This is a genomic window from Arthrobacter sp. ZGTC412, from assembly GCF_002929215.1.
GTDB lineage: Bacteria > Actinomycetota > Actinomycetes > Actinomycetales > Micrococcaceae > Arthrobacter.
This window is the reverse complement of record NZ_PJII01000001.1, coordinates 67171-92710: the sequence shown is the minus strand read 5'-3', so window position 1 is coordinate 92710 and position 25540 is coordinate 67171. Positions and strand designations below refer to the sequence as shown.

Below are 25540 nucleotides of genomic sequence, written 5' to 3'. Positions count from 1 at the left end.
CAGAACACGTCCGACGCCGACACGCGCCGGCGTGCCTGTGTTTTGGTGGGAGGAAACGCCCTCCCAGTCACCACCGGCTCCCTGCCCGCCGCACTAGGCTGGCTGCATGAGAGGCAAGGCAATAACGACCGTCCTGTCCGGTGCGCTGCTGGTGGCGGGCGCCCTCCTTGCAGGCTGCTCCACAGCAGGGTCCAAGGCGGCGCCAGGCTGGACAGCACAGCCGGACCCGTCAGCCGCAGGAACCACCGCTCCTGCATCAGCGGGAACCACGGCATCAGCAACGGCGACGGCCGATGCCGGCGCGACGTCCACCACTGGGCCCGTGGCTGTTGCCACGGCGGCGGCCTGGAAGACCTTCTCGGACCCCGGCAGGACCGCTAGCTTCGAGCTTCCCGAGGACTGGATCGCGCAGTCCGTCACGCCGGACAAAGGCACCCTGCCCGCCGCGCTGAAAATCGAACTGAAAATGCCGGACGGCACTTTCCTCGCAGCGCTGCGGACAGGACTGCCGCCGTCGTCCGCCGACTGCGCTAACGCCTCGAAGCGGCCTTATACGGTTATCAGCAGCGTTCCCGTCGAACTGTCGGCCGCCGGCGGGGAAGGAACCATACCGCCGAGGATGGTTTTCCGGGTGATCCAGGGGTACCGCTACTTCGGCTCCTACGGCATCACCAACGTGGTGGGTGGCGGTGGCGGACAGGCGTGCGAGCTCCGCAACATTGTGCGCGGACCTGCGGGGAAGGGCGATTATTCCTTTGGCGATGTGGTCTCCGTCAAGGCCTTTGCCCCGGATGAAAAAGTGGCTCCCGCCAAGGCGTTCGACACCCTGGACCAGGCCGCCCGCTACGCCTCGGAAGGCACGGAATTCGCCAACGTCCAGCGGATGCTAATGTCTCTGGAGATCAAAAACTAGTCCCGTTCCCGGCCCCCACCATGCGCCGGTCAGAGTGGCGACTTTCCTTCCACCGCCGACACCCCCGGAGAGCCATGGAACGCAGTGTTTCCGCACGACTGGTCTTCAAGACCGTAGCCAACACCAAGGTGGCCATGGCCATCGCCGTAGCGCGGAACAGCGGCTACTCCTCCTTCGAGGAGTCCCTTTCCGTGACAGCCGGGGGAGGCCCGGTTCCCCTGACCGAGGTATCGGACCACCACGGGGGCAGGTTCCACTACATGGAGTTCGCCGAGCCGGCAGAGGTGACCGTGGAATACTCCGCGACCGTGGGCGGGAGGGGTGAGCCCGAGGAAGCGGAGCTCGCCGACCGGATCCGCTATGTCCGGCCCAGCCGCTACGCGGAATCCGACCGGCTTCTGCCCACCGCCTACGCGGAGTTCGAGGGCGTCCACGGCGGCGGGCTGCTGCACGCCGTCAGGAACTGGGTAAACGGGGAGCTTCGCTATCTCAGCGGATCCTCCCGTGGCACGGACGGTGCAGTGGAGACCCTTCTCAGCCGGCGTGGGGTGTGCCGGGACTTTGCGCACCTTGCCATCGCGCTGCTGAGGTCAAAGGACATTCCAGCCCGGCTGGCCGCGGTGTACGCCCCGGGGCTGAGCCCGATGGATTTCCACGCCGTGGCTGAGGCTTACGTGGAAGGGGCCTGGTACATCATCGATCCCACAGGCCTTGCCCCGCGGGAATCGATGCTGCGCATCACGGCCGGCCGCGACTCGGCTGACACAGCCTTCCTCTCCACCGTGGGCGGCAGCCTCATCCTCAACCAGCTCCAGGTCACCGCTGTTGTCAACGGCGCCCTGCCCGTGGAGGACCCTGCCCGGCTGGTGGAGCTGGGCTAGGCGGTTTCGGCCGGCCAGCGCCGGCGATATCCGGCGCTGGCTTACGCGGGTTCTCCAGCGGAGCAGGCAGGCGCCCTAGCGGACCGGGCGTGGCCCCAGCGAGCTCCGAAGCTTCTCGGTGAGCCTTCGCAGCTCCTTCTGCTCAGCCGGAGTCAGGGCCGGACCCATCAGGGTGGAGATGTCGCGGACATGCTCGCGCCCGATCTCCTTCTGAAGTTCCCGGCCGGTGTCCGTCAGCTGCAGGAGCACGCCCCGGCCGTCCTCCGGCGCGGGCATCCTGGCCACGAGCCCGCGTTTCTCCAGCCGCTCCACCAGCCTGCTGAGGCTGGACTGGCTCAGCAGGACGTTGTCGTTGAGCTCGTTGAGACGCAGCCATCCGGTGGGACAGCGGGAGAGCGTGAACAGGACGTCATACTCGTTCACCGCAAGCTTCCGGAAGGCCGGGCCGGACTGCAGCTTGCGCATCACAGCCACCTGGGCACGGAACAGCGACTCCCAGGTTTCCGCCGCGAGGCGGACCGGCGACTCGGTAGTCTTGCCTGCCATCACGCCTCCGCAGCGGTCTTTTCGGCGTCCTGGGCTGCCAGCAGCGCGGCCACCCGGCCGGCGTGGGTGGGCGGCTCGGGAACGTGGGCCGGCTTGCGGGCCGCGTATTCCTTGCGCAGGACGGGCAGGACTTCCTCGCCGAACAGGTCCAGCTGCTCAAGGACGGTTTTCAGCGGCAGGCCCGCGTGGTCGATCAGGAACAGCTGCCGCTGGTAGTCGCCGAAGTACTCCCGGAACGTCAGGGTCTTCTCGATGACTTCCTGCGGGCTGCCCACGGTCAGCGGTGTCTGCGAAGTGAAGTCTTCCAGGGACGGCCCGTGGCCGTACACCGGGGCGTTGTCGAAGTAGGGGCGGAACTCCTTGACGGCGTCCTGCGAGTTCTTCCGCATAAAGAACTGGCCGCCCAAGCCCACGATCGCCTGGTCTGCCTTGCCATGGCCATAGTGCTCATAACGCTCACGGTAGAGGCCAATCAGCTGCTGGTAGTGCTCCTTGGGCCAGAAGATGTTGTTGGCAAAGAAGCCGTCCCCGAAGTAGGCGGCCACTTCGGCGATCTGCGGAGTGCGGATTGAACCGTGCCACACGAAGGGGGCGACGCCGTCGAGCGGGCGGGGCGTGGACGTGAAGTTCTGCAGCGGCGTGCGGAACTTGCCGGACCAGTTCACTGTGTCCTCGTCCCACAGCTTGCGCAGCAGGCTGTAGTTTTCGATCGCAAGCTCCACGCCGTCCTGGATGTTCTTGCCGAACCACGGGTACACGGGAGCCGTATTGCCGCGGCCCAGGACCAGGTCCACCCGGCCGTCGGACAGGTGCTGAAGCATCGCAAAGTCTTCGGCGATCTTCACCGGATCGTTGGTGGTGATCAGGGTGGTGGCGGTGGACAGCGTGATGCGTTCAGTCTGCGCGGCGATGTAGGCAAGGGTGGTGGTAGGGGAAGAAGAGAAGAAGGGCCGGTTGTGGTGCTCGCCCAGGGCATAGACATCCATGCCGATCTCCTCGACCTTTTTGGCGATGGCGACGGATGCCTTGATGCGTTCGTTCTCGGTGGGGGTCCGGCCCGTGGTGGGGTCCGGGGTGATGTCGCTGACGCTGAAAACACCGATCTGCATGTTGTGCCTTTCCGTTGCTTGGACTTGCTGGCCTGGCTTCCAGTATAGGCCAATTTAGATGCATTTGCATCTATCGGGGGGTACAACGCTGCCGGCCGGAAAATATTCCGCTTTTGTTTACTCGGGGCCTCCGGGGGCGGCGCGGCGGCCGCTGACTTTGGGGACCACGCCGGTGGTCCAGTCCCGGAACTCGTCATCCACGTCCGCGCCAGGGCCGAACTCCGGGCGTTCCTGCAGTTCCCGGAGCAGCGCCTTCCGTTCGCGGCGGCCCTCCACCAGGCGGTACAGCACAGGCACCAGCACCAGGGTCAGGGCCGTGGAGGAAATGAGCCCGCCGATCACCACCACGGCCAACGGCTGCGAGATGAAGCCGCCGCCGCCGGTGAGGCCCAGCGCCATGGGGGTGAGGGCAAAGACGGTGGCCAATGCGGTCATCAGGATCGGGCGGAGCCGCTGGCGCGCGCCATGCGTGATGGCATCTGCCACGCTCATTCCCGGCCGCCCGTCACGCGGCTGCCGGTACTGGTTGATGAGGTCGATCAACACAATGGCGTTGGTGACCACGATTCCCACCAGCATGAGCATGCCGATCAATGACGGCAGTCCCAGCGGAACCCCTGTCACCAGGAGCAGGGCCACGGCGCCGGTGGCCGCGAACGGCACCGAGACCAGCAGGATCAACGGCTGGATGAGGGACTTGAAGGTGGCCACCATGATCACGTAAACGATGGCGATCGCGGCCAGCAGGGCGAGGCCGAGCTGCTGGAATGACTCCTGCTGCTGGGTGGTGGCACCGCCGAGTTCGGCGGTGACACCCGCCGGCAGCTGCACCGATTCGAGGCGTTTTTGGACCTCCGCGTTGACCGCGCCAAGGTTGGATTCCGACGGCGTCACGGACACACGTGCGGTGCGCTGGCCGTTGCTGGCGGTAATGGACACCGGCACGTCCACCTGTTCCACCGAGGCGATGCTGCCCAGCGTCACAGGGCTACCGGCGGCGGGAAGGGGGATTCTGCGGACGGCATCAATGCTTGTGAATTTAGTGCCCTGGCCGATCTGGACCGGGAAAACGTCGGTGTCGATCCTGACGGTTCCGGCAGGGATGGGGCTGATGGTCGAAGCGAGGACCCCGGCCACCTGTTCTTCGTTGAGCCCGGCGGCCACAGCTTTCGCCCTGTCCACCTTCACCTGGACCACCGGCTGGTTGGCTGCAAGGTTGGTGGCCACTTCACTGGTGCCCGGAACACCGGTCATGGCCTGCACCATGGTGTCGCTTGCCGCCTGCAGGTCCGCCGTGGTGGCGGCCTTGATGGTGATGTCCACCGTTGATGAGTTGCCGAAGCCGCCCTGCTGGGTGCCCACGGAAACCTTCCCCGTATCGGGCACCTTTGTCAGTTCGCTCCGCACGGTCTCCTGCAGTTGCTCCTGGTCCGCCTTTTCGTCCGTCACGACGGTAAACGTGGAGTTGGACGAGCCGGTGGAGGTGAGGGCGGCAAAGCCGGCCTGGGCATTGCCGGACGTCAGCTGGACGTCACGGACGCCGTCGATCCCGCGCAGGACCTCCTCGAGGCGGATGGCCGCGGCGCTCGTGTCCGCGAGGCTGGTGCCGGCTGGCAGCACCTGCCGGACCGTCAGGCTGTTCTGGCCGGAATTGCCCAGCAGGTTAGTGGCCAGCAGGGGTGTCATCGCGGCGGTGGCGCCCAGGACCAGGGCGGCGGCCACCAGGGTGATGACCGGATGCTTCTGGGTTTTCGAGAGGATGGGCAGGTATCCCCGCTGCAGTCTGCTGCGCTGTTCCGCTTCCAGGGCCTTGGCCCGTGCCTGGGCTGCGTCCTGACCGGCCGCGTCGCTGCCGGGCGTGATCCCGGGATTGCGCAGGAACCAGTACGCGAGCACCGGAACAATGGTCAGCGAGACCAGGAGGGAGGCCAGCAGGGCCATGGTGACAGTGAGGGCGAAGGGCCTGAACAGCTCGCCGGCCAGTTCGCCCACGAAAGCGATGGGGAGGAAGACCGCCACGGTGGTGAGGGTGGACGCCGTGATGGCGCCCGCCACTTCCCTGATGGCTGTCAGGATGGCGGTGACTTTGTCTTCCCCGTAGCTGAGGTGCCGTTTGATGTTTTCGATGACCACGATCGAATCGTCAACCACCCGGCCGATGGCAATCGTGAGCGCGCCGAGGGTGAGGATGTTCAGCGAGTATCCTGTGGCGGACAGGCCGATGAAGGTGATCAGGAGCGAGAGCGGGATCGACACAGCTGTCACCAGCGTCGAGCGGGCAGACATCAGGAAGACCAGGATCACCGCAACGGCGAAGCCGAGTCCCAGCAGGCCCTCGGTGGTGAGGTCCTTGATGGATTTCTCGATGAAGGGGGCCTGGTCGAACACCGGCGTGAACTTCGCATTCGATCCCAGTTCGGCCTCAAGCTCGTCCAGTGTGTCCCGCACGGCGTGCGAGATGCCCACAGTGTCGCCTTCGGGCTTCTTGGTGACGGAGACGGCAAGCGTTTCTTCGCCGTTGGTCCGCGTGATGGACGTGCGTTCATCGTCCTTGAGGGACACATCGGACACGGTGCCCACGGTGGCGGCGTTCTTTGCCCCGGCGAGGGGGAGTGCCTTGATGGCATCCAGCGAGTCCACCGGGCTGCCGATCTGCAGGGACAGCGTCTTGCCCTTCTCCTCAAGGGTGCCCGCCGGAACCAGGGTGCCGTTGTTGCCCAGCGCGTCGCGGATAGAGGTGATGGTCGCGCCGGCGGCGGCCATGGCTTCGGGGCGGGGGAGGATTTCGATGTGCTGGGTGGCGCCGCCCGTCACGTCGGCGCCCCGGACGCCGTCGATCTTCTGCAGCCGGGGCACGCTCAGCCGCTGGAGGTCGGCGTTCAGCTCGCTGAGCGACTTGTCTGAGGACACCGCCAGGAACACGATGGGGAAGTCATTGATGCTGCCGGCAAAGGCCTGGGGCTGTACGTCCTCGGGCAGGGAACGCTTGGCGTTGGAGATGGCCCGGTCAATCTGGTTCCGGGCCCGGTCCAGGTTGGACCCGTACGTAAAGACCATGGTGATCTGCGAGACGCCGTTGCGCGACGTGGAGGAGGTGGATTCCAGCCCCTCCACGCCGTTCAGCGCAGTCTCCAGCGGCCCGCTTACCTGCTTGTCCACCACCTCCGGGGAGGCGCCCGGCATGGCGGTCAGCACCGTGATCTGCGGGAACTCGATCGACGGGATGAGCTCCTGCTTCAGCGATGACATGGTGATCACGCCGAAAACGGAAGCGAAAACGGTGATCAGTGCGATCAGTGCCCGGTTTGCAAGTGAGAGTTGTGCCAGCCGGAACATCTAATCGGTCTCCTGTGGGGTTTTAGCGAAACTGTTGTGTGCCGGAAGCCGGCCACTCACCCCGGCAGGGGTCAATGGCCGGCGGAAACGCTCTCCAGCTGGAGGGACCTGGCCGTTGCCCTTTCGAGCTCCACGGCAAGTTCCGGGTTGTCATCGAGCTTGACGCCGTAACCGGGCATCATGTCCTTCAGCTTGGACTGCCAGCCCTTGAAGTCCTTCGGGAAAGCCTTCCGCAGCAGTTCGATCATGATGGGCACCGCGGTGGAGGCGCCGGGGGAAGCACCGAGGAGTGCGCCGATGGAGCCGTCACGGCCGGCGATAACTTCAGTGCCGAACTGAAGGACGCCGCCCTTTTGCGGGTCTTTCTTGATGATCTGTACACGCTGGCCGGCGGTGATCAGTTCCCAGTCGCCCGCCTTGGCCTCCGGGTAGTACTCCCGCAGGGCCTCCACCTTGTCGGCATGCTTCTTGGCCACTTCCTTCACCAGGTACGCAGTGAGGTCCATGTTGTCCTTGGCAACGGCCAGCATGGGGATGATGTTGCCGGGCCGGATGGACAGCGGCAGGTCCAGGTAGGAGCCGCTCTTCAGGAAGTTGGTGGAGAAGCCGGCGTAGGGGCCAAAGAGCAGGGAACGCTTGCCGTTGACGTACCGGGTGTCCAGGTGCGGCACGGACATGGGGGGAGCCCCCACGGACGCCTGGCCGTAGACTTTGGCGCTGTGCTGCGCCGCCAGCGTTTCGTCCGTGCAGCGGAAGAACTGCCCGGAGACGGGGAACCCGCCGTAGCCCTTGCTTTCCGGAATCCCGGAAGCCTGGAGCAGGTGAAGCGCGCCGCCGCCGGCGCCGACGAAGACGAACTTGGCGTGAATTTTGCCGTGTTCCCCGGACTTGGGGTACTTCAGCGAAAGGTTCCAGCCGCCGTCGGACGCCTTGGAAATGCCCGTGACATCGTGGCCGTAGTTGATTTCGACGCCGTTGTTCCCGAGGTAGGTGGTCAGCTCCCGGGTCAGTGCCCCAAAGTCCACGTCCGTGCCCTCAGCAGCGCGGGTAGCCGCGATCCGCTCCTTGGGGTCCCGCCCCTTGACGATCAGCGGAGCCCACTTGCCGATCTGGCCGTGGTCCTCGGAGTATTCCATGCTGCGGAACAGGGCGTGCGGCTTAAGCGCCTCGTAGCGGGTCTTGAGGAACTTGGTGTTCGCCTCGCCGATCACAAAGCTCATGTGCGGCACGGTGTTGATGAAGCCCTTGGGCGACCCGATCAGGGACTGGTCCACCAGGTGGGACCAGAATTGGCGGGAAAGCTGGTACTGCTCGTTGATGAGCAGTGCCTTGGTGGGGTCCACCGAGCCGTCTTTGGCTGCGGGGGAGTAATTGAGCTCGCAGAGGGCGGCGTGGCCGGTTCCTGCGTTGTTCCATGGACCCGAGCTTTCCAGCCCGGGCTCGTCCAGCCGCTCGAACATGGAGATGGTCCAGTTCGGCTCCAGCTGCTTGATGAATGCCCCCAGCGTGGCGCTCATGATGCCGCCGCCAATCAGGACGACGTCGGCATGAGGGGTCTTGGAAATGAAGGTCACGATCAGTCTCCGATTGCAGCGGCTCTGGCTGTCACAGAATATCCCCGGGCAGCCCTACTACTGAAATTGGACTGGCCCGTCAAGGCTTCAGTTGCACTTTAGTGAAAACTTCATTTAAGACAGGCGACGCCGGATAACTCACCACACGGTCCGAGAGGGCCAGTGCGGAGATAGGGAAGGCAATGGGCACCGCGGGAACGGATGCCGCTATTTGGGCATTAATGGTGTGATATTGCTCATCGCGTTCCTCTCCCTCCGGCAACCCGCGCGCGCGGTTGATCTTCGAAAAGACCTGCGGATCCTGGTAGCCGAACTCGCCGTTCTTTTCCCCGAAGAGGGGGGCAACAAAGTTGTCGGCGTCGGAGTAGGAGCCGTTCCAGCCCAGCAGGTGGAGTGCATGGTCGCCCGGGGACTGGACCTTCTGGAGGTAGCCCTCGGACCAGTCAACGGGCACGGGCTGGATGTTGAACCCTGCCGCCGTGAGCTGCCGGCTGATTTCGGCGTAAACCTTTTCGGGTGTGGGAAGGTACGGCCGGGTGACGTTCAGTGGATAGTAGAACCTCAGCGCTTCGCCAGCGTATCCGGCCTCCTTGAGGTACTCCTTGGCTTTGGCCGGATCATGGCCCAGGGCAGGGGCGTCGTTGTTGAACCCGCTGATCTTGGGCGGAACAAACTGCGTGGCCGCGGCGGTGTTATCGATGAAGAACTTACGGATCAACGTTTCTTTGTCGATCGCCAGCTCGATGGCCTGCCGGACTTTCTGGTTCTGCAGGACAGGAATTTCCTGGTTGATGCCCAGGTACATCACCGAGAACGGATCGCGCTGCACAATCTGCTTGCCGCGCTTGACGAGTTGGTCGAAGTTGCCCACCGTCACGGCGTCGTAGCCGTCGATCTTGCCGTCCAGCAGCGCCTGAAGGCGCGCCTGGGGGTGGTTGTAGGCCACAAAGTTGATGGTGGCGATCTGCCCCCGGTCCCCCCAGTAGGACGGATTGCTGACCAGTGTGACGCTGCCTTCGTCCCAGGACTTCAGGCGGAACGGACCTGTCCCCACCGGGTGGGCGCCGTAGGCCGACATAGCCTGGCCGCCGCGGTTCCGGTCCAACACATCCGCGTTGCCTGCGGCCAATGCTGCGGGGGAGGCAATGGCGAAGGCAGGCAGGGTCAGAGCCTGCAGGAATGCCGTGAAGCGCTGCGTGAGGTTGATCTGCACGGTATCGGCGGACAACGCCCTGCAGCTCTTGAAGATGGATAGTGCGGCCTCGTCCGAGTGCGCCTTGAACACGCCCTTGAACGAGCTGCCCGGGGCCTGCCGTCGCAGTTCTGCGGAGAAGGCAAACCACCGCTTGAAGTTCGTACACACAGCGTCCGCGTTGAACGGCGTTCCGTCCTGGAAGGTGACGCCGCTGCGCAGCTTAAAAGTGTAGGTGCGGCCTTCGTTGGATTCGCTCCACTCGGTGGCCAGCAGCGGAGTGGGTTGTCCGGTGGTCTGGTCCACGCCCACCAGCCCCTCCAGGATCTGCCGGGTGATGCGCTGGGACTCAACGTCGCTGGACAGCGCCGGGTCCAGGCCCAGCGGCTGCACTGCGGTGCCGAAGTTGAAGGTGGCCGTGGGCTCGGCGGAGGCGCTCGGAGCTGGCGCGGTGGACGACGGCGAGGGGGCCGGAACGCCCGTGCATGAGGTGACGCTCAACGCCAGGAGGACGGCTCCGGTCGTGATGACCGTCCGCCGCGATGGACTGCTGGGCACTCGTTTATCACCTCTGGATCTTGCCGGCGCCGCCGACTGCGGGCCGGGACCCAGTCTAGTTGACCCAGTACTCCCGTTTCCCGTCAGTCCCGCGCGGAGAAACGACCATAAACGTAGGCGGGCACGGTCCAGTGGGACCGGGCCCGCCTGCGTGCTGACGAAATTACTTGGGCATCAGCACCGAGTCGATGAGGTAGACCGTTGCGTTTTTGGTCTGGACGCCGCCGCAGATCACATTTGCGCCATCCGCCTTGAGAGTGTCACCGCTGCCGGTAACCGTAACGGACCCGCCCTGGACGGTGGCGTGGGTGCCGGCGATCTTATCAGGAGTGATCTGGCCGGGAACCACGTGGTAGGTGAGGATCTTGCTCAGGAGGGCATCGTCCGTCTTCAGCGTTTTGAGGGTGGCGGCATCGATCTTTGCGAAGGCGTCATCAACCGGTGCGAAGACTGTGAACTCGCCGCCGTTGAGGGTGTCCACGAGGTCCACCTTCGGGTTCAGCTTGCCGGACACGGCGGAAGTCAGGGTGGTGAGGATGGGATTGTTCGATGCAGCGACGGCCACCGGATCCAGTGCCATGCCTTCAACGGAGCCTGCGCCGGTAGGAACCTTCTCGGCGTAACCTGCGCAGCCCGGGCCAACCAGGTTCGCGGCCGGATCCATGGTGGCGGCAGAGGAGCTGGCTGATGGGGAAGGGGCCATGCTGGAAGCTGAGGGTGCGGCGGCAGGGGCGGAGGAACTTGCGGTGCCGGCCGAGCCGCCGCACGCCGTGAGGCTCAGCAGAGCGGCAGCTGCGACGCCTGCGACCGTGAAAGTTGTGCGCTTGATTGTCTGCATTTCGGTTCTCCTTGGGTTTAGCGTTTCGCAGGCCGCGGACCGGGTGTCCTGGGCCTTGTTCGCGTCTGGCTGGCGGGCACCTGCCCTTGGCTGGTGTCTCAATGGGTATTCGGGAGTTGCACGAATACGGATGGGTCGAACGTCAAGGAGATTTGTGCGGGCTGGGAAATGTGCAGCTCTTTGGGCACCACCGCCCGGCGCGCACGGGAAAAAAGAAGAGATCCCCCGGCCGAAGCCGAAGGATCTCTCGTTGTGTGCGCAAGGGGGGACTTGAACCCCCACGCCCGAAGGCACAGGAACCTAAATCCTGCGTGTCTGCCAATTTCACCACTCGCGCTTGGCCCCGGCAGCGTGTTCCAGACCTTTGATAACAGGGCTGGTAAACGTACGACGCCGGATGCCAGTTTTTATTGTAGCGTCGCGCAGGCGGGACCTGCGTCAGCAGCGGTCAGGTCAGGCGTCCAGCTTCAGGTCCCGGCGCAGCTTTGCCACGTGTCCCGTGGCACGGACGTTGTACTGGGCAACCGCGACCTTGCCGTCCGGATCAACCACGATGGTGGAGCGGATCAGGCCCTGGTAGGTCTTGCCATAGTTTTTCTTTTCACCCCAGGCCCCGTAAGCCTCCGCGACCGCATGGTCCTCGTCCGAGAGCAAAGGGAAACTGAGGGCTTCCTGGGCGGCGAATTTTGCGAGTTTCTCCACCGGGTCGGGGGAGATGCCCAGGACGTCATATCCCGCTGACTGCAGGGACGCCAGGTTGTCCCGGAAATCGCAAGCTTCCTTGGTGCACCCGGGTGTTGCAGCTGCAGGGTAGAAGTAGACAATTGTGTGGCGGCCCGGGCGCGGTGCCAGGCCGGTGTCTTTCCCGGCCGAATCCTTGAGCGTGAATAGGGGCGCTTCGTCACCAGTTACGAGTTTGTCAGACAATGTTTTTCTCCTTGTTGCGGGCGGGACACACCACCCTAGTAAGCCGTCCGGAGCAGGGCCAATCGACACTTGGCTATACTTGCTGCTATGCCTGATATGGATCAATGGCCCACAGGGCGCCTCTTGTCCACTGCTGCGCGCCTCGTCGAACACTCATGGAATGAGAAACTTGGGGCCATCGGCCTTACCCATGCTGGTGTTATAGCCATCGAGGTTCTCAACGCACAAGGTCCCATGACGCAGGCACAGCTTGCCCAGTACGTGCGGGTCCAGGCCCAGACGATGGGTAAAACCCTCAGCCGGCTGGAGTCCCACGGACACATCGTCAGGGTCCGCAGCACGTCCGACCGCAGAAGCCACGTAGTGTCGCTTACGGAACAGGGCCGGCAGGCTGTTGCTGCTGCCGTGGAGATGGAGCGCACCGTGCTTGCAGCCGCCACCATCGACCCCGATGTCCTCCGGCAGGAACTTAAAGCTGTTGTCCGGGAGCTGGCAAGCCAGTTCGGAACGCAGGCAACTGGAGAGTTCCTGGAGAATCCCTCCATGACCCCATAAGCGCCGCGGCCACTACCGCGGTGCTCCCGCGTCCAGGCGTGATCCCAGTTTCTTTTGAAGCTGAGGTCACGCCTTTTCTTTATTCGGTGCTGGGCGCAACAACCCGCGGGTAAAACAAAACAGCCCCTGGCCTGCGTTTCCGCAAGCCAGAGGCTGTTTTCCCAGTGGTGCACCCCCCGGGACTTGAACCCGGAACCCATTGATTAAGAGTCAATTGCTCTGCCAATTGAGCTAGAGGTGCATCTTTTGTTTCGATCGTTTGGGGCTTTTTGTTTCCCCGTTGATCTCCGCAACGACATGAAACTCTACACGAACTTCTGGTGCATGTGAAATCGACGCCCGCCGGCACTCACCGCCTGGCCGGAGGGGGGCAGAACCAGCATAAAGTCAGGGTTTTCGTTGTTGGTGAGCGGCCAAAAACCGCCGCCGGGCGCCCGGACTGCCTTCCGGATCCGCCCGTACCCGCATGTGAAATGGGCCACAGGCATGCCGAGCCGGCGGGACCCTTCCGTCAGGCCGGTCCTGCTAGATCCGCCTGCGCCTCGGCGCCCTGAAACCTGCGGCCTCGGCGTGGGCTGCCGACTCAAACCACACTTCAGCCCTGGCCTGCTCAAATTCGGGATGTCCCTCTTCGTAGTAGACCATGGCGCCGGCGTCACCCTTAACGGTGTAGTCCGCTGGCCCGCTACCGTCCGCCGCGGCCGACGCCGAGCCCACGCCATAGGGTTCCGCCGCTGCCAGGTGCCCTGCCGGCTCCTGCGCCGATGGCTGCTGTACTGCCGCGGGAGCACCCCCCGCCGGGCCCTGGGTGTGGTCCGCCCCCGTTTCCACCAGCGCTGAGGACTGCGCCCGGTCCCGGGTCTCTGTTTCTGCAGCATCGCTGGGGAGGCCCATGGCGGCAGCAGCGCCATTCCCACCGCCTTCGTGGGGGCGGGACGTGCTTGCAGCGGGGACCGGGAAGGACCCTCCGGTGCCGGCGTCGTCCGCTTCCTCAACGGCCGCAGTCTCGGCACCGGGCAGGGTGGGGGCGTGGGGTTCCGTGTACTCCGGGTGGTGAACCGGTGTTTGTTCGGTTGGCTGCGCTTGCTCGGGGGAGAGGGGCGACGCCGGTGCGGCACCTTCCCGGCGGCCGGCTCCCTCGTGGACATGGGCAGGCCCTGACGCCTCCGACCACTGCGTTTCCCATTCAGCGTCATCCTGGACACGGCGTTCGTCCTGGGCGGTTCCTTCTGCCCGGTCCGTAACGGCTCCGGCGCCGACAGCACTTGCGCTTGTCCCGCTGTAGCCCTGAGGTGTTTCCGGGCTGGTTTCCGCCGTCGACTTTGTTTCTACCGGCTCCTCTGCAGCCGTCGGCGCCACGGGTTCGGCCGGGGCGCCGAACCCTGCGGCACCGGGAATGCCAGTGGTGCCGGCAGCTTCGGCAGATGCTGCTGTACCGCCGCCTGAAAGAGCACCGTCAGCGCGTGTGCCGCCGTCGGCGTGGGTTCTTTCGGTCGTTCCCGCGCCCCCGGAAGCGGCTGCGGACTTTTTGGCGTTCAACCTCCACCACACCACACCCGCCAGCACAACGAGCAGGATGATCAAGAAGACAAATTCCATGGCAGGTCCTTCAGTCGGATGGCAAGGTGCACTTTCCCCGACGCTACGTCGGCGCAACAGCGCTGTCTAGCTCTTTGACCTGCCGGGACTCTTAGGCGGGCCAGTCAGCCGGTGGCGGATTCCCCGATGAAAAACCAGGGCACGGTGCCTGGGTCAGTGGTTACGAAAAAGGCGCGTGATCAACACCACAGAGCGGGAGGGGAACACCCTCATGGTCTCAATATGCGAGATGACAGTCCACTATCTGATCGAAATATTCCCGATTTTGCGCTTAACCGGCATCAGTCTGTCGCTGCGGCGTCACGCAGAGCCATAGACTTTCCCCTATGAGTGAGGACACCCTGATCGCGACCGACAACAAGCCTGACATCAAGCCCCGCAGCCGGGTAGTAACTGACGGCATCCACGCCGCCCCTGCTCGCGGTATGTTCCGCGCCGTGGGCATGGGCGATGACGACTTCGCCAAACCCCAGGTCGGCGTCGCGAGTTCTTGGAACGAAATCACCCCCTGCAACCTTTCCCTCAACCGCCTGGCCCAGGGCGCCAAGGAAGGCGTCCACGCCGGCGGCGGTTTCCCCATGCAGTTCGGCACCATCTCCGTCTCGGACGGAATCTCCATGGGCCACGAGGGCATGCACTTTTCGCTGGTTTCGCGCGAAGTCATTGCCGACTCCGTTGAAACCGTGATGCAGGCCGAGCGCATCGACGGCTCGGTCCTGCTGGCCGGCTGCGACAAGTCCCTCCCGGGCATGCTGATGGCAGCAGCCCGCCTGGACCTGTCCAGCGTCTTCCTCTACGCCGGTTCCATCATGCCCGGCTGGGTGAAGCTTGAGGACGGCTCCGAAAAGGAAGTCACGCTTATCGACGCCTTCGAAGCTGTCGGCGCGTGCGCCGCCGGCAAGATGAGCATGGAAGACCTGACCCGCATCGAAAAGGCCATCTGCCCGGGTGAAGGCGCCTGCGGCGGCATGTACACGGCCAACACCATGGCCTGCATCGGCGAGGCCCTGGGCATGTCCCTGCCCGGCTCCGCCGCCCCGCCTTCGGCAGACCGCCGGCGTGATGAATTCGCCCGCAAGTCCGGCGAAGCAGTGGTCAACCTGCTCCGCCTGGGCATCACGGCCCGCGACATCATGACCAAGAAGGCCTTCGAAAACGCCATCGCCGTCACCATGGCGTTCGGCGGCTCCACCAACGCCGTCCTGCACCTGCTGGCCATCGCCCGCGAGGCCGAGGTCGAGCTGACCCTCGACGACTTCAACCGCATCGGTGACAAGATCCCGCACCTGGGCGACCTCAAGCCCTTCGGCCGCTACGTCATGACGGACGTGGACAAGATCGGCGGCGTGCCGGTGATCATGAAGGCACTGCTCGACGCCGGCCTGCTGCACGGTGACTGCCTCACCGTCACCGGCAAGACCGTTGCCGAAAACCTTGACGCCATCAACCCGCCGGACGTTGACGGTAAAATCCTGCGCGCACTGGACAACCCCATCCACAAGACCGGCGGCATCACCATCCTGCACGGCTCCATGGCGCCTGAGGGTGCAGTGGTGAAGAGTGCCGGCTTCGACGCCGACGTCTTTGAAGGCACTGCCCGCGTCTTCGAACGCGAACAGGGCGCCCTGGATGCGCTGGACAACGGCCAGATTCACGCCGGTGACGTCGTGGTTATCCGCTACGAAGGCCCCAAGGGGGGCCCGGGCATGCGCGAGATGCTTGCCATCACCGGCGCCATCAAGGGCGCAGGCCTCGGCAAGGACGTCCTGCTCCTCACCGACGGCCGCTTCTCCGGCGGCACCACGGGCCTGTGCATCGGCCACGTTGCCCCCGAAGCAGTCGACGGCGGCCCCATCGCCTTCGTCAAGGACGGCGACCGGATCCGCGTAGACATCGCGGCCCGCAGCTTTGACCTCCTGGTGGACGAGGCAGAACTCGAAGCCCGCAAGGTGGGCTGGGAGCCGTTGCCGGCCAGGTACACCAAGGGAGTTTTGGCCAAGTACGCCAAGCTGGTGCACAGCGCCAGCACGGGTGCCTACTGCGGGTGATACTTTCCCAACTGGCTCGCGATAACGTCGCGAAAGGCTGTTTTGAGCGCGTTATCTGCCAGTCAGTGGGGATCGCGGCGGCTGGACCCAACTAGGTAGCACTAAGTGTCGTTATAAGCACTAAAACGACACTTGCTGCTACTTAGTTGGTAAGGCTGCCACAGAGTGGACAATGGGGTCCACATGGTGAGATCAGGGAACGCCTCGTTGACACGTATCTCACCCAGAGGGAAAACTGAACGCATGACTTTCGTTACCGTCGGCACCGTCGTCGTCCTTATCCAGCGCGTGGCACATTAGCCCCCCGGTAACGAACCGTCACGCGCAACCCCTCGAAGAGCCGCCAGGCTGAGGGGTTTTTTTATTTCCTGCAGTTTCCATGAACCACAGATGATCCACAAGGAAGAGTCCGATGAGCAAAGGATCGCCGATCAGCCCCTCGCTGATGGCTACTAAGTCCGCTGGAGCCCCCAAGGCTCCGGAACGCGCCGACCGCACGGCGGACCACGCCGTCGTCGTCGCCGACCTTGCTGCCGTCTCTCCTGTCCTTGGGCCGAACAACGTTGTACCCCCAACGGTGATGACCGGCTCGCAAGCTATTGTCCGCTCGCTCGAAGAACTCGGCGTCGACGATATTTTCGGTTTGCCCGGTGGCGCGATCCTGCCCACCTATGACCCCTTGATGGCCTCCAGCATGAACCACGTCCTGGTCCGTCACGAACAGGGAGCCGGCCACGCCGCGCAAGGCTACGCCATGGTCACCGGGCGGGTGGGAGTTTGTATCGCCACCTCCGGCCCGGGCGCCACCAACCTCGTTACCGCCATCATGGATGCCCACATGGACTCCGTGCCGCTGGTGGCCATCACCGGCCAGGTATCCAGCGGTGTGATCGGCACCGATGCCTTCCAGGAAGCTGACATCGTGGGCATCACCATGCCCATCACCAAGCACTCCTTCCTGGTGACTGACCCCAACGACATTCCCCACGTCATGGCGGAGGCGTTCCATCTCGCCTCCACCGGCCGCCCGGGTCCTGTCCTGGTGGACGTGGCCAAGGACGCCCAGGTGGGCCAGATGACCTTCTCCTGGCCGCCACGGGTTGACTTGCCCGGCTACCGTCCGGTCACACGCGGGCACAACAAGCAGGTACGCGAAGCAGCAAAGCTGATCGCCGCAGCCCGCAAGCCCGTGCTGTACGTGGGCGGCGGCGTTGTGAAGGCGCACGCCTCCGCGGAGCTGCTGGCCCTGGCCGAAGCAACCGGCGCTCCCGTTGTCACCACGCTGATGGCGAAGGGCGCCTTCCCGGACTCCCACCCGCAGCACATGGGAATGCCTGGCATGCACGGTACAGTTTCTGCCGTGACTGCCCTGCAGCAGTCCGACCTCCTGATCACCCTCGGCGCACGCTTCGATGACCGCGTTACCGGCGTGCTGAAGACGTTCGCGCCCATGGCGAAGGTCATTCACGCTGACATCGACCCCGCGGAAATCTCCAAGAACCGCACGGCCGATGTGCCCATCGTTGGCTCCGTGAAGGAAATCATTCCGGAGCTCACCGACGCCGTACGCACCCAGTTCGAGGCGGCGGGCACTCCGGACCTCACCACCTGGTGGGCTTTCCTGAACAACCTCAAGGGCACGTACCCCCTGGGCTGGACCGAGCCGGATGATGGGCTGACCGCGCCGCAGAAGGTCATCGAGCGCATCGGTGCTCTGACCGGGCCCGAAGGCATCTACGTTGCGGGCGTCGGCCAGCACCAGATGTGGGCGGCACAGTTCATCAAGTACGAGCGCCCGCACGCTTGGCTGAACTCCGGCGGTGCCGGCACCATGGGCTATGCGGTCCCAGCCGCCATGGGCGCCAAGGTGGGGGAGCCGGACCGCGTGGTCTGGGCCATCGACGGCGACGGCTGCTTCCAGATGACCAACCAGGAACTGGCCACGTGCGCCATCAACAACATCCCCATCAAGGTTGCCGTCATCAACAACTCCTCGCTGGGAATGGTTCGGCAGTGGCAGACCCTCTTCTATGAGGGCCGCTACTCCAACACCGACCTCAACACCGGCCACGACACCGTCCGCATCCCGGACTTCGTCAAGCTGGGGGAGGCCTACGGCTGCGCGTCGTTCCGCTGCGAACGCGACGAGGACATCGACGCCACAATCCAGAAGGCACTTGAGATCAATGACCGCCCCGTGGTCATCGACTTTGTGGTGAGCCCCAATTCGATGGTGTGGCCGATGGTGCCCGCCGGCGTGAGCAACGACCAGATCCAAGTTGCCCGCAACATGACCCCGGAATGGGAAGAAGAGGACTGACCATGAGCCGCCACACACTTTCCGTCCTGGTTGAAGACAAGCCGGGCGTCCTGACCCGCGTCGCAAGCCTCTTCGCCCGCCGCGCCTTCAACATCAACTCCCTGGCCGTCGGCCCCACAGAAGTCCCGGGCATCTCCCGGATGACAGTGGTGGTCGACGCCGACGGCGACCTTATCGAACAGGTCACCAAGCAGCTCAACAAACTGATCAACGTCATCAAGATCGTTGAGCTGACCCCTGAATCTTCCGTACAACGTGACCACATCCTGGTCAAAGTACGTGCGGATGCCGCAACACGTCTGCAGGTGACCCAGGCTGCAGACCTGTTCCGCGCCTCAGTGGTCGACGTCTCCACCGATTCCGTCGTCATTGAAGCAACCGGCCACCCCGAAAAGCTCACCGCACTGCTCTCCGTGCTCGAGCCCTTCGGCATCCGCGAAATCGTGCAGTCCGGCACCCTGGCCGTTGGACGGGGATCCCGCTCCATGAGTGACAGGGCGCTGCGTTCCGCGTAGGACCCCGCCAAGGGGCCCGCCCCGGCGTTGCGCAACGCCCGTAACCGCACCACCGAACACCTATCTGCAAATCCACTCAAGAGGAGTTACGCAAGTGACTGAAATGTTTTACGACGACGACGCCGACCTGTCGATCATCCAGGGCCGCAAGGTTGCCATTGTTGGCTACGGTTCCCAGGGCCACGCCCACGCGCTGAACCTGCGCGATTCCGGCGTCGAGGTTGTTATTGCACTGAAGGACGGCTCCAAGTCCGCTGCCAAGGCCGAGGACGCTGGCTTCACGGTCAAGAATGTTGCCGACGCCGCCGAATGGGCCGACGTCATCATGATCCTTGCGCCGGACCAGCACCAGCGCTCGATCTACAACGACTCCATCAAGGACAAGCTGACTCCCGGCAAGGCCCTGGCCTTCGCGCACGGCTTCAACATCCGCTTTGGCTACATCCAGGCACCGGAAGGCGTTGACGTCATCCTGATCGCCCCGAAGGCTCCCGGCCACACCGTGCGCCGCGAGTTCGAAGCCGGCCGCGGCATCCCCGACATCATCGCCGTCGAACAGGATGCCTCCGGCTCCGCCTGGGACCTGGCCAAGTCCTACGCCAAGGCAATCGGCGGCACCCGCGCCGGCGTCATTAAGACCACCTTCACCGAAGAGACCGAGACCGACCTCTTCGGCGAGCAGGCTGTCCTCTGCGGCGGCGTGTCCCAGCTGGTCCAGTACGGCTTCGAAACCTTGACCGAAGCCGGCTACCAGCCGCAGATCGCCTACTTCGAGGTACTCCACGAGCTCAAGCTCATCGTGGACCTCATGTGGGAAGGCGGCATCGCCAAGCAGCGCTGGAGTGTCTCCGACACCGCCGAGTACGGCGACTACGTCTCCGGCCCGCGCGTCATCACCCCCGCGGTCAAGGAGAACATGCAGGCTGTCCTCGCCGACATCCAGTCCGGTGCTTTCGCCAAGCGCTTCATTGAAGACCAGGACAACGGTGGCGCCGAGTTCAAGGAACTGCGTGCCAAGGCCGAGCAGCACCCCATCGAGGCTGTTGGCCGCGAGTTGCGTTCCCTGTTCTCCTGGCAGCAGCAGGACGTGGACTACGTTGAAGGTTCTGCTGCCCGCTAAAGGCCGCCTCTGAGGCGCCGCTATAAAAGCCAGCTGTGAGGCCGGGTTCACACTTAACAATGTGAGCCCGGCCTTTCCGTCGGCCTAGACTTGTTTCATCCCCAGGACTGCAACGCAGAGGATCAGCCGTGTCAAAACCCGTAGTACTGCTCGCCGAAGAACTTTCCCCCGCAACTGTCGAGGCCCTGGGCCCGGACTTCGAGATCCGCCAGACCGACGGCGCTGACCGCTCCCAGCTGCTCTCTGCCATCAACGATGTTGACGCCATCCTGGTCCGCTCGGCCACTCAGGTGGACGCTGAAGCGATCGCGGCAGCCAAAAACCTCAAGGTCATCGCCCGTGCAGGCGTGGGCCTGGACAACGTGGACATCAAAGCCGCCACCCAGGCGGGCGTGATGGTGGTCAACGCACCCACGTCCAACATCGTCTCCGCGGCCGAGCTCACCGTGGGCCACATCCTCAGCCTGGCCCGCCACATCCCGCAGGCCAGTGCAGCCCTCAAGGACGGCGAGTGGAAGCGTTCCAAGTACACGGGCACCGAGCTGTTCGAAAAGAAGATCGGCATCATCGGCCTGGGCCGGATCGGTGCCCTCGTCGCGGCCCGCCTGAAGGGCTTCGACACCAAAATCCTTGCGTACGACCCCTACATCACCTCCGCGCGGGCAGCCCAGCTCGGCGTGCAGCTGGTGACCCTGGACGAGCTCCTGGCCCAGTCCGACTTCGTCACCATCCACATGCCCAAGACCCCGGAAACGGTGGGCATGCTCGGCGCGGACGCCTTCAAGAAGATGAAGACCACCGCCTATGTCGTCAACGTTGCCCGCGGCGGACTGGTGGATGAGGAAGCCCTGTTCACCGCCCTGCAGGACGGTGAAATTGCCGGTGCCGGCGTGGACGTGTTCTCCAAGGAGCCCAGCACCGACCTGCCGTTCTTCAAGCTGGACAACGTAGTGGTCACCCCCCACCTCGGCGCCTCCACCGACGAAGCCCAGGAAAAGGCCGGCGTTTCAGTGGCCAGGTCCGTCCGCCTGGCCTTGGCCGGCGAGCTCGTCCCGGACGCCGTCAACGTCGCCGGCGGCGTCATTGCCCCGGATGTCCGCCCGGGCATCCCACTGATCGAGAAGCTGGGTCGGATCTTTACAGCCCTGACGCACGCGTCCCTGACCCAGTTTGACGTCGAGGTGGCCGGCGAGATCTCGTCCCTGGACGTCAAGGTCCTGGAGCTGGCGGCACTCAAGGGCATCTTCGCTGACGTGGTGACCGAGCAGGTCTCCTACGTCAACGCGCCGGTGATCGCTGAGCAGCGCGGCATTAACGTCCGCCTGATCACCACCCCGGAGACAGAGTCGTACCGCAACGTCCTGACACTCCGCGGTGCCCTCAGCGACGGCAGCCAGATTTCCGTGGCCGGCACCCTGACCGGGCCCAAGCAGATCGAAAAGCTGGTGGGTATCAACGGGTTCGAAGTTGAAATCCCCATCAGTGAGCACCTCGTGGTGGTTGCCTACACCGACCGTCCCGGCGTGGTCGGTACCATCGGCCACATCCTGGGCATGAACAACATCAACATCGCCGGCATGCAGGTGGCCCGCCACGACCAGGGCGGGCAGGTGCTCGCGCTGCTGACCATTGACAGCTCCGTGCCGCAGCAGGTCCTGGACGCCATCAAGGCCGGCATCGGCGCCGAGATGGTCCGCGAAGTGGACTTGGAGGACTAACCTCCGGTCCGCCGAAACGCCGCACTTCCGCCCTCCGCTCGGCGCGTCCCGGCGGGGCCACGTATGATTGGCCGGTCTGCTTACAATGGCTGGGTCCTGGTTCAGGACCGTGCCGGCAGGCCGGCCAATACCTTTTGCACATCCGTCCGTAATCGTCCACGCCCGCCCGGCGCGGTCTCGGATGTGCGCACGCAATCCAGGTTTCAGGGAGTTCCATGAACGCCGTCCAGAGGTTCATCAGAAGCAGAGTGCTGCTGTTGACCGCGGCCATCTTGATCGCAGCCATGTGCTTGTCGGTCCTCGTCCAAAGCCAGTCGCAGGCCGCGCTCAGTCGGACAGTGGATGAGAATTCGCGGGGGCTCTACGATGTCCTGGTCCAGGCAAAGGCGCCCTCCGGTGCGCTGCTGCAGCCGGAAATCGCCAACGGCACCGGCGGCATCAGCTTTGAGCAGCTGGAGGCCATCCGGAAGCTGTCCGGAACCTCGGTGGCAGCGCCCATCAGCCTCGTGTCCCGGGTGACCCAGAACCTTGAGGCGCCGCGGCTGGACGCTATGGACTACCTCGGCTACAACGCCGGACTTGCAGGCACGGCGTCGGCTGACCAGGCGGCGGGTGCCACCGCGCCGGCAGACTGGCCCGCGGCCGAGTCGGTTCTCAGCGATGAGGCAAAAAAATACCGCCTGACCGCCAGTGCCGTGAGCTCCGACGGCGTCTCAGAGCAGACGCTCTTCAAGTCCACGGCGGAAGGCACCCTGGGCAAGGCCAAGCTTGTGGAGGAGCAGGCCGCCGGGGGGAGCAGTATCCGCATCGCCGCTCCTGAGGATGAAACGGGCATCAAGTTCGCTGCCCCGGCTGGCGGTTCCGAACACAACCTCTTCAACCTGTCCGTGTCGCTGCCCCTCGCGCCGGAGGTCACGGAATCCGTGGTCGCCGTGGATCCCGCCGCCGAGCGCGCCCTCCTGGGTTCTGCCGGTGAATTCCTGGCCCCGCTGGAAAAAGCCCCGCCTGCTGACGCGCGGGATGCCGGCGCCATCGGCCGCTACTTTGAAGGCCTGTTCACCAACGGCATTGGCTTGGACGAGCTGGAAGAAGGCCCGGACTTCCTGGGCGTGAAGCTCAAATACTGGGCACCCCTGATGACGCAGTACCAGCAGGCCAAGCGCAACGGCCAGCTGACCGCCGATTCCCAGGCCATTCCCCTCATTGTGCGCTCGGGCACCTCCCTGGACCTGAAGTACAACGTCAAGATCGAGGAAATCGACGACGCCGGCAAGGTAGTCAAGGACGTTGGAACTGCCTCCCAGTCATTGGGCCAGGACTACCTCCCGTTTGTCTCGAAGGACCCCTTCGTTCTCTCCTGGCCTGGCTCCACGGACCACTCCTCAGTCCTCGGCGCTACGGGCAACTTTAACCAGGGGCTTTACACCCCCGCCGAGTGGAGCACGGACTTCGCGGCTGCCCCGAAATACGCCGACGGCGAGACGGCGGCAAACGGCGCGGTCGACAAGACCGCGGTACCGGGCGAGTGGGTCACGGTTAACAGGCTGCCCGAAAAGGGCGCCAACGGCACCCCCGTTGACCAGACCCAGCGCGAGCCTGTGGACGAACGCTCCTACCGGGAAAACCTGGAGACGGGGGAGCAGAAGGCGACAGCCCCACTTGCCATGGTCTACGGAACCTTTGATCCATCCGCAGTGGCAGAGGCCGCCGGTGACGTCAACAAGCTTCCGTTGGGCGGCTACGACCCCGCTCCCTTCACTCTGGTCAAGGACGCCGAGGGCAAGGACGTTCCGGCCACCGCGCTCGAACCGTCGCTGAGCGCCACGGGCCTTGCGAGCCAGTCTGCCGGCGCGATCACCGACTACTACGGCCTGGCTGCTGCCCGCGGCTACAAGGAAAACGCCGCAGTCATCGACGCCGTCCGTGTGCGCGCCGGTGCACCCGGCAGCTGGAAAGAAGCCCAGCCGGAGGTGGAGAAGCTGGCAACCGAGATCCGCGGGATGGGATTGGAAGCCACCATCGTGGCCGGGTCGGCCCGGGAGGACGCCAGCATCTTCGTTCCCGGCTACTCCAAGGACGACGCCGGCAAGGAATCCGACCTTGGCACGGTCCGGCAGTCATGGGTCAGGCAGAACGCCGCCGACGCCGTGACGGGTTCGCTGTCCGGAACGAACATCACGCTGCTCTTCCTGACGCTTTGCGGAGCTGCCCTCCTCACCGGCGCTTCCACAGTGAGCTACGTCCGCAAACGACGGAGCGAAGCAGGAACACTGCGCGCCATGGGGTGGACCCAGCGCCGCATCCGCAGCTGGGTGCTCGAGGAGTTCGGTGTGGGTGCGGTACTGCTTGCCGTGGCCGGCATCGTTCTGAGCCTCGTCAGCTTGAGCCTCACGACTGCCCTCGTCTGCGTTTCCGTCCTGGTCCTTTACGCCGGTGCTGCGTTCTTCGCAGCTCAGCAACTGCGCCACCGCGACGTCATCGACCAGGAACCGCAGCATGACGAGCGCCTCATTCCGGTGGATTCGCCGCTGACCTTCGCGAACCGCCAGTTGGGCACCAACAAGTTCAACACCCTGGCCCTGGCCGTTGCCGTCGGCGTCTTCGGCGCTGCCGTGGGCGGACTCATCGCGCTGCTGATCGACATTCCCCGCGCAGCCGGCGCCAGTGCCCTGAGCGGACTCGCCGCTGCGAGCGTGGCACTGCCGAGCATTCTCCTGGCTCTTGCGGGCGTGATCGTGGGATTGGTCCTGACCCTGGTCACCGGACGCTTTGAGCTCATCGCCAAGCGTCAATACCTGGGCATCCTCGAAGCCATGGGCTGGAACCCGGACATGCTCCGCCAGGTCCGGCTGTTCGAGAACGCGCTGGTGGGGAGCGTGGCACTGCCGCTGGGCGTGCTGGGCGCCCTGGGCATCGGGCTGCTGTTGGCCCCCTATGCCGCGCTGTGGGCAGGCGTGGCCGGCCTCGTGGCTGTACTTTGCTGGATACCGATTGCAACGAAAGTGGTCCAATGACAAACCAGACCAATGTCCAGCGGAGCCGCAGGAGCGGCTCCGGCGACGTCCCCCTCCAGACGCGCGCCAACACCATCGTCAAAGCCGCTGACCACGAGACACCGCTGGAACTGAGCGACATCACCATCCGCTACGGCGGCGGCAAGGGCGGCGCGGAGGCAGTCAGCGTGGTGGAAGGCTTCGACCTTACGCTGCACGCGGGTGAGATGCACTGCGTCGCCGGCCGAAGCGGATCCGGCAAGACCAGCATCCTGACAGTCGGCGCGGGGCTGACCCTGCCAACGTCGGGCCGTGTCTTTTGGGAGGGTGACTCCCTGGAGAGCATGGGCGACGATGAAATCGCCGACCGCCGTCGTGCCCTGATTGGTTACGTTGACCAGGGCGGTGCCCTCATCGATGGAATGAGTGCACTCGAGAACGTGCTCCTGCCGGCCGTTCCGGACGGGGAAGTGGACCAGCGCCGGGACATGGCCAAGGACCTGCTGGACCTCGTGGGCCTGGGCCGCCGCATGCGGCACCGCCCTGCCCAGCTGTCCGGCGGCGAACGCCAGCGCGTAGCCATCGCCCGTGCCCTGATCCTGGGCACCAGGGTCCTGGTGGTGGACGAACCCACAGCGAGCCTGGACCGTGCCTCGGCGAACCGCATCATCAGCATTCTGAAAGACACCACGTCGGACGGCATCGCAGTCCTGGTGGCCTCGCACGACCACGAACTCGTCCGGCTCAGCGATTCCCTGACCGAACTGATTTAGCCTGTCCCTCCGCACCGAAGGTAAC

At 64.6% G+C, this 25540-nt stretch carries 18 protein-coding genes and 2 tRNA genes; 10 read left to right on the top strand and 10 right to left on the bottom strand.

What is annotated here, in order from left to right; genetic code table 11:
- Window positions 1–106 precede the first annotated feature (106 nt).
- Window positions 107–913: a hypothetical protein gene (locus tag CXQ88_RS00430; protein WP_104042215.1), complete on the top strand. Its 807-nt coding sequence runs from the start codon at window positions 107–109 to the stop codon at window positions 911–913.
- 74 nt (window positions 914–987) lie between these two features.
- Window positions 988–1794 (top strand): transglutaminase-like domain-containing protein, encoded by an 807-nt coding sequence (locus CXQ88_RS00425; protein ID WP_104042214.1) that lies wholly within the window; start codon window positions 988–990, stop codon window positions 1792–1794.
- A 75-nt stretch (window positions 1795–1869) separates the two neighbouring features.
- Here CXQ88_RS00425 and CXQ88_RS00420 read toward each other — a convergent pair whose 3' ends face one another.
- The 8 genes from CXQ88_RS00420 to bcp all read right to left on the bottom strand — a co-directional run bounded on the left by CXQ88_RS00420 (window position 1870) and on the right by bcp (window position 11874).
- The gene (locus CXQ88_RS00420; protein WP_104042212.1) at window positions 1870–2340 is read right to left on the bottom strand and encodes a MarR family winged helix-turn-helix transcriptional regulator; all 471 of its coding nucleotides are present in this window, start codon (window positions 2338–2340) and stop codon (window positions 1870–1872) included.
- Window positions 2340–3449, bottom strand: coding sequence for an LLM class flavin-dependent oxidoreductase (locus tag CXQ88_RS00415; RefSeq protein ID WP_104042211.1), 1110 nt, complete (start codon window positions 3447–3449; stop codon window positions 2340–2342). The genes CXQ88_RS00420 and CXQ88_RS00415 overlap by 1 nt, the downstream gene beginning before the upstream one ends.
- A gap of 117 nt (window positions 3450–3566) precedes the next feature.
- Entirely contained in the window at window positions 3567–6785 is a 3219-nt protein-coding gene (locus CXQ88_RS00410; RefSeq protein ID WP_104042209.1) for an efflux RND transporter permease subunit, read from the bottom strand.
- 71 nt (window positions 6786–6856) lie between these two features.
- A complete protein-coding gene (locus CXQ88_RS00405; RefSeq protein WP_104042207.1) occupies window positions 6857–8359 on the bottom strand; it encodes a malate:quinone oxidoreductase in 1503 nt (500 codons plus the stop codon).
- A 79-nt stretch (window positions 8360–8438) separates the two neighbouring features.
- On the bottom strand, window positions 8439–10109 hold the full coding sequence (locus CXQ88_RS00400) for an ABC transporter substrate-binding protein (RefSeq protein WP_181037363.1): 1671 nt from the start codon (window positions 10107–10109) through the stop codon (window positions 8439–8441).
- A gap of 163 nt (window positions 10110–10272) precedes the next feature.
- Window positions 10273–10947, bottom strand: a complete 675-nt coding sequence (locus CXQ88_RS00395) for a fasciclin domain-containing protein (RefSeq protein ID WP_104042206.1) — start codon at window positions 10945–10947, stop codon at window positions 10273–10275.
- Between the two features lie 255 nt (window positions 10948–11202).
- Window positions 11203–11284 (bottom strand) — tRNA-Leu (locus tag CXQ88_RS00390).
- A gap of 116 nt (window positions 11285–11400) precedes the next feature.
- The gene (bcp, locus tag CXQ88_RS00385; RefSeq protein ID WP_104042204.1) at window positions 11401–11874 is read right to left on the bottom strand and encodes a thioredoxin-dependent thiol peroxidase; all 474 of its coding nucleotides are present in this window, start codon (window positions 11872–11874) and stop codon (window positions 11401–11403) included.
- A gap of 96 nt (window positions 11875–11970) precedes the next feature.
- Between bcp and CXQ88_RS00380 the strand changes: the two genes are divergently transcribed.
- Complete coding sequence (locus tag CXQ88_RS00380) at window positions 11971–12429, top strand: MarR family winged helix-turn-helix transcriptional regulator (protein WP_104042687.1); 459 nt, start codon at window positions 11971–11973, stop codon at window positions 12427–12429.
- A gap of 165 nt (window positions 12430–12594) precedes the next feature.
- On the opposite strand, the gene CXQ88_RS00375 is transcribed toward CXQ88_RS00380, so the two are convergent.
- Both CXQ88_RS00375 and CXQ88_RS00365 read right to left on the bottom strand, forming a co-directional pair.
- Window positions 12595–12670: transfer RNA gene (locus CXQ88_RS00375), tRNA-Lys, on the bottom strand.
- A gap of 284 nt (window positions 12671–12954) precedes the next feature.
- Window positions 12955–14028, bottom strand: a complete 1074-nt coding sequence (locus tag CXQ88_RS00365; RefSeq protein ID WP_104042203.1) for a sunset domain-containing protein — start codon at window positions 14026–14028, stop codon at window positions 12955–12957.
- Between the two features lie 326 nt (window positions 14029–14354).
- Between CXQ88_RS00365 and ilvD the strand changes: the two genes are divergently transcribed.
- The 7 genes from ilvD to CXQ88_RS00330 all read left to right on the top strand — a co-directional run bounded on the left by ilvD (window position 14355) and on the right by CXQ88_RS00330 (window position 25515).
- On the top strand, window positions 14355–16076 hold the full coding sequence (ilvD, locus tag CXQ88_RS00360; protein ID WP_104042201.1) for a dihydroxy-acid dehydratase: 1722 nt from the start codon (window positions 14355–14357) through the stop codon (window positions 16074–16076).
- A gap of 412 nt (window positions 16077–16488) precedes the next feature.
- Window positions 16489–18396, top strand: a complete 1908-nt coding sequence (locus CXQ88_RS00355; protein WP_104042199.1) for an acetolactate synthase large subunit — start codon at window positions 16489–16491, stop codon at window positions 18394–18396.
- 2 nt (window positions 18397–18398) lie between these two features.
- Window positions 18399–18911: an acetolactate synthase small subunit gene (ilvN, locus tag CXQ88_RS00350; protein ID WP_079597732.1), complete on the top strand. Its 513-nt coding sequence runs from the start codon at window positions 18399–18401 to the stop codon at window positions 18909–18911.
- Between the two features lie 94 nt (window positions 18912–19005).
- Window positions 19006–20031, top strand: a complete 1026-nt coding sequence (ilvC, locus tag CXQ88_RS00345; protein ID WP_104042198.1) for a ketol-acid reductoisomerase — start codon at window positions 19006–19008, stop codon at window positions 20029–20031.
- A gap of 128 nt (window positions 20032–20159) precedes the next feature.
- Window positions 20160–21749, top strand: coding sequence for a phosphoglycerate dehydrogenase (serA, locus tag CXQ88_RS00340; RefSeq protein WP_104042196.1), 1590 nt, complete (start codon window positions 20160–20162; stop codon window positions 21747–21749).
- 215 nt (window positions 21750–21964) lie between these two features.
- On the top strand, window positions 21965–24763 hold the full coding sequence (locus tag CXQ88_RS00335; protein ID WP_104042194.1) for an ABC transporter permease: 2799 nt from the start codon (window positions 21965–21967) through the stop codon (window positions 24761–24763).
- Window positions 24760–25515, top strand: coding sequence for an ABC transporter ATP-binding protein (locus CXQ88_RS00330; protein ID WP_104042192.1), 756 nt, complete (start codon window positions 24760–24762; stop codon window positions 25513–25515). Before CXQ88_RS00335 ends, CXQ88_RS00330 begins: the two co-directional genes overlap by 4 nt.
- Window positions 25516–25540: the final 25 nt, after the last annotated feature.